We start from the raw sequence: 5,109 nt of genomic DNA on the forward strand, positions 1-5,109 counted from the left end.
TGTCCTTGCCCAGCAACGTCGCACGCCCCTGACCGCCAGCCGTGGTGACGCCAATGCTGGCGTTGGCGTCCAGATTGCCGATGTAGGTGCGCGCGTCGTTCTGGTCGATCGTGCCGTTGCCGTCCACGTCCAGGATATAGAGGTTGCTGTTCGGGGCTACCTTGAGCAGTTTGGCCTTGGTGTCCTGGTCTATCAAGCCTGTAAAACTGAGCGGTGCAGTGACGGTAAAGCCTCCTGGCAGGGTCGGGGTGATGGTCTTGCTTCCCGTTACCTTGTTGTCGAAATCGGCTAGATCCTTGAACTGTGCCTCGACCTGAATGTCCTTGCCCAGCAGATCGGACGTGACGACTAGCTTGGAGGAATCGTTGCCCTGGAAGTGGGCAGCGCTGATCTCGGTCTTCTCACCAGTGACCTTGTTGACTACCGAATACCACTTGTAGGTGTAGGCAGGATTGGTAGCCAGGCCATCATCATCCTTGATATTGACGGCCTGGGCAGTGAGCACCGTGCCAAGCATACCGTCGCCGCTGATCGTAACGTCACCAGTAGGCAGCTTATTGCCGGGCTTGGGTTCGACCGTAAAGGAGGTGGTGCTGGTGGGGTTTTCCTGTCCACCGTCTTTGTCCACGTAGATCGCCTGGACTCTGATGTCCTTTCCGTAGTCCGCCTTCTGGATCCTGTAGTGGCTGCCCACGCTCCGCCGCGGTCCTCGCCGCCGACTATCCAGTGATACTCGATCTCGCCCGCATCGTTCTCATCCTGAACAACTGCTTTGAGCTCATCGTCAAGCTTTAGATCGCCACTAGGGACGACTTCGTTGCCGTCATTGTCAAGTAGTTTGATACTGACCGTTCCCGGCTGCTGCTTCGGGCGAACCTTGAAGCTCTGAGCTTCTTGCGTCCAGAGTTCGTTGTTGCCTGCCTGATCAGTGTATTGAGCACGGAAGTGAATAATCGCATCCTTGGCCAGAATATCCTTGGTGACCCTAAAGTTCCGCGCCACGACAATCTGGTCCTGGGGGTTGCCGTTAGTGTCCAGCCATGAATATTTCGCAGCCGGATTGTCGGCGATGCCATCTTTATCGTTCACCTCGACCGTCACCGTATCGCCATAACGCAGCACGTTGTTCTTGTCGGGGTCCACCACCACACCGTTGACCTTGAACACAACTTGCGGCGGATTGTTCGGCCCGGTTACCTGGGCAGTCTCACTTGAGGAAGCGGTATCCTGCTTGTTGGCTCCGTCCGTATAGCTGGCCGTGACCTTGATCTTCTTGCCCTTGTCCGCGTCCTTCACCTTGTAGGTGGCGGTGTTGTTGTCAGCCACCGTGGTGCCGCCCACGCTCCAGGTGTAGCTGACCGTACCGGTGGGATTGCCGTCGGGATCGCTCACCGCGGCGCTGAGGGTTTCACCCACCTGTGGCGCGCTGCCGCTGATGCCACTGAGCGTGATCGCTCCCGGACGATTGAAGACGATGTCGAGCTTGTTGCTGGCCACGCCCGCGTTGCCGACCACGTCCGTATAGGACGCCCCGTTGACCTGGACGTCGCCTTTGAGGACGTTGCCGTCGTTCGGCTTGAACTTCGCCGTGCGCGTCAGGCCGGAGCCTGCGAAGTCGATGAGGGTGCCGCCATTGACCACGATGTCGTCCACCGTGAAGTCCTTGATCTCTTCACTGAAAGTGAAGACCAGTTCCACCAGATCGCCGGGGCGCGTGGGCCCATTACCAGGCTTGACCGCCACCTGGACCGTGGGAGCGAGGTGGTCCCACACCATGACCAGGTTGCCGCCGGCCTGCTTGGTGACGGCAATCGCGGTGCCGGTCATGCCAGCATAGGTTTGCTTGGCGGTGAAATTCTCGTAGTGTCCATTGAGGGCCGAGGTGTTGATGAGCACCGTCTTGGCGGCACTCAATATACCGCTGCCGATATCGACAGTTCTCCTGGAACCATCGGTGCCGACCAACTCTGCGGTAAAGCTCACCCGCGCGCCCACCTGGCCGTCGTCAACGCTGAAGCTCAAGGTGCTGGCCCTGGTCGCAGTCTCGGAGGTAGCCTCCGTGACCCTGGCGCCACTGAGTGGCTTGGGAAGCTCTGAACTGAAGACTTTAAAATCACCGTAAGCAAATCCAGAGGCCTGGCCATACGTGCCGGATTGGCTTTGCAACACGAGATTGATGTCGGTATAGATGCCGTTGGCCAGGGCGTTTTCTGCCTCGACATCGACGTAATGGCCGTTTTTCTTCGTATCCTTCGAATTAATGGTCAGCGTGTAATCAGGGGCTCGCGAATCAAGGCCAATGGTCTTGCGGCCCAGCAGGATATCCCCTTCATCGAAGCGGTTGTTTTTGTTCATATCGCGGAAAAGCACGGCAACCTCGCCGTCCTTACCGCCGAGGAAGTAGAAACGCGGCTCCCGGACTGGACCACCATAGTCTCGCGCAGCGGTACCTGGAGTCTTGGCATTGTCGGGCTCTGGGCGGTAGCGGTCGTACTCGTTCTCGTACAGACTGTCCTGGACCGGGTCGAAGACCAGGCTGTTCGGGGTGGACGGAACCACCGTGGAAATCTCGAACTGACCAAGGGTCTTGGTATTGCCCAACTGCGTCATCTCGCTGAAATTGCTGCTGGGGTTTTGCTGCTGCACCATCACCTTGCTATAGACGCCATCAGTCAACGCCGTGCCACTCATGGCTACCGTCTGGCTGGTGGCCGTGGCGGTAAACTCCAGCAGCTTGACCATTTGGCCGCTGGGATTGGTGGCAGTGACCTCCACCTTGGCACCAATCACCAGTCCATCCAGATAGAAGCTTGGCAGGGTCACGTTGGTGATACCGTCAGCGTTGGAGATGCCGGCATCGCTGGCCGCATCCAATTGGAAAACGCCAGGCTTGGGTGGCCTTGCAGCATCGATTTCGATGGGCCGGGGGGCAGCGATGCTGCCGTTGCTCGGCACGACGGTGCTCAGGTCATTGCCTGCCAGATCCTTGCCCGTGGTGGCACTGACGCTGGTCACTTTCAGATCGCTACTATTCTGACCAGGCAGCACCTTGTAGCTGCCCACCAATTGAGTGGGATCGCTGGAGTCGGCACTGAGGACGACCTCGCCGCCATTGCTCAACTTGACCGTCAGTGAGGCGCCAGCACGCAGGGGTTCCGAAACCTTGGCGCGCAGTTGCAGCACGTCATCGATGAGCAGTTTCTTGTCAGCCGTTGCGCTAAAGCTGAGGAGGGTGGGCGACGCATTGTCCACCTTCACGGCCGCATTGGCGGGCAAGGCCGTATAGGTGAGCTGGGCGGCATTGCCGGCAAGGTCGGTGAGACTGGCACCGTTCAACGCCAGGACGTTGGCCAGCACGGCGACCCCCTCGAGGGCGGCATCGTCGCCGGCCAGGGTGTAGCTGAAGGTCAAGTTCTTTCCGTTGGCGCTGTTTGCAACGTAAGTGGCCACGCGAGACTTTGCCCCCACCTGCAGACTCAACGTGGGACCGCCACCGTCGGTGTTGAGGCGCATGTCTTCATTGAAGCTCACCGTGACGATGACCTTGTCACCGACACGGTAGATGCCACTGGACGTGCCAGCATCGTCACTGCGACCGTTGACGACCACGCTGGCTACGCCAGGCGCGGTGGTATCGACCTTGAAACTGGTATTGGCGGGACTGCCAGAGTAATCCATGACGGCAGCATTGCCGGAGACATCGGTGATGACCGCCCCCTGCAGCTTGACGGCACCGGCTGGAATGGCGATGCCCGCGGCATCGTTGTCGTCGGCGGCGACCGTGTAGGTGAAGAGCAAGGTCTTCTTATCGGCAGCCGGGCCTGTATACGTTGCGGTACGCGGTTTCCCACCCACGTTCAGGGTCAGTTCGGGGCTGCCCTTTGCGGTGTCAATGCTGATCTCTTCAGACCAGCGCACGGATGCCTTGAGCACCGCACCGGCCTTGTACAGACCAGTGCTGGCCAGCACGTCGGCCGAGTCGATCTTTGCTTCGGCAATGAACGGGGCCTGCGTGTCGATCTTGACGCCAGCGGGATCGCTGGCCTTGGCCTGCGAAGCCAGCACGGCCGGGTTGCCGGCCAGGTCGGTGATGCCGCCGCCGGCCAGCTTGATGCCATTGGCGGGCAAGCCAATACCGGTGCTGGCATTGTCGCCGGCGACGATGACGTAGTCGAAGAAGGCGCTGAGCTTGTCGTCGCTGAGCTTGTTGAAAACCGCCCTGCGGATGCCCGCGCTACCTCCCAGGTCGATATCCACCGTCGGCTGGCCCATGATCTTCATGGCTTCGCTGAACTTGACCTCGACGGTGACAACGTCACCGACATGGTAGTAACCGTCCTTGGCCGGAAGGCTGCCCGTCGCCTTGGCACTGAGGGTGAGTTGAGCCACCGTGGGTGGGGTAACATCGATGATCTGAGTGGCCAGGGGCAGGATCTGGGGCTGACCAGCTGGTTTCCCCGTATCGATCTGGTTGCCCAAGGCGTCGCGGATCAGGGCACCGTTGCTGTCCGGATTGGCAAGCAGGCTCAGGGAGATTGTCGTGTCGGCAGGGCCGCTGCCGCCGCTGGAGGTCGTGGGCCTGACCGTCACCTTGTAACTCCGGCCGCCGGAACCGTCCATAGGCGTGACACTGTCCACGGTACCGTTGGTGGCGATGAAGTTGCCGGTACCGATTACCCCCCAACGCCCAGGAATAGCTTCGCTCAGTTCGACGACGAAGCTCACGAGGCCGCCCATGACCGGGCCTCCGGCATCGGCTTTCGCGCCGATGACGGTCGGCCCCTTGGTATCAATGGCCTGGGTCGCCAGGATCTTGTCGGTGTCGACCAGGTTGCCGGCCTTGTCGCTCAGGGGCGATGCCACACCTGACTTGAGCCGCAATTCGATGTTGCCGGAGGCCACGCCCGCTTTGGGAGTGACTCTGATCTTCCAGCTAGTGGCCGTGTCGCCAGGCGTGACTTCGTTGACGGTGCCATTGGCTACGTCGAAATGGTCCTTGGTCGGTGCTGACTTGAGCGCCTCGTCAAAGTTGATCACGAAGATCACGCTCTTGTTGACCAATGTGCCACCCGGGTTGCTGGCGACGGTCGCCTTGGGGGCGATGCTATC

Annotated in this window: 2 protein-coding genes; both read right to left on the reverse strand. The window is 60.1% G+C overall.

Annotated features, from left to right (window positions below; all coding sequences use genetic code 11):
* On the reverse strand, nt 1-517 hold a 517-nt coding region (locus I5W_RS08265), incomplete at its 3' end, for a hypothetical protein (RefSeq protein ID WP_044528865.1).
* Nucleotides 421-5,103 carry an Ig-like domain-containing protein gene (locus tag I5W_RS31980; protein WP_256380764.1) on the reverse strand — a complete coding sequence of 1,561 codons (4,683 nt, stop codon included), beginning with the start codon at nt 5,101-5,103 and terminating at the stop codon, nt 421-423. The genes I5W_RS08265 and I5W_RS31980, both read right to left, overlap by 97 nt.
* Nucleotides 5,104-5,109: the final 6 nt, after the last annotated feature.

It is taken from the genome of Herbaspirillum sp. B65, assembly GCF_000333555.1.
GTDB lineage: Bacteria > Pseudomonadota > Gammaproteobacteria > Burkholderiales > Burkholderiaceae_D > Herbaspirillum > Herbaspirillum rubrisubalbicans.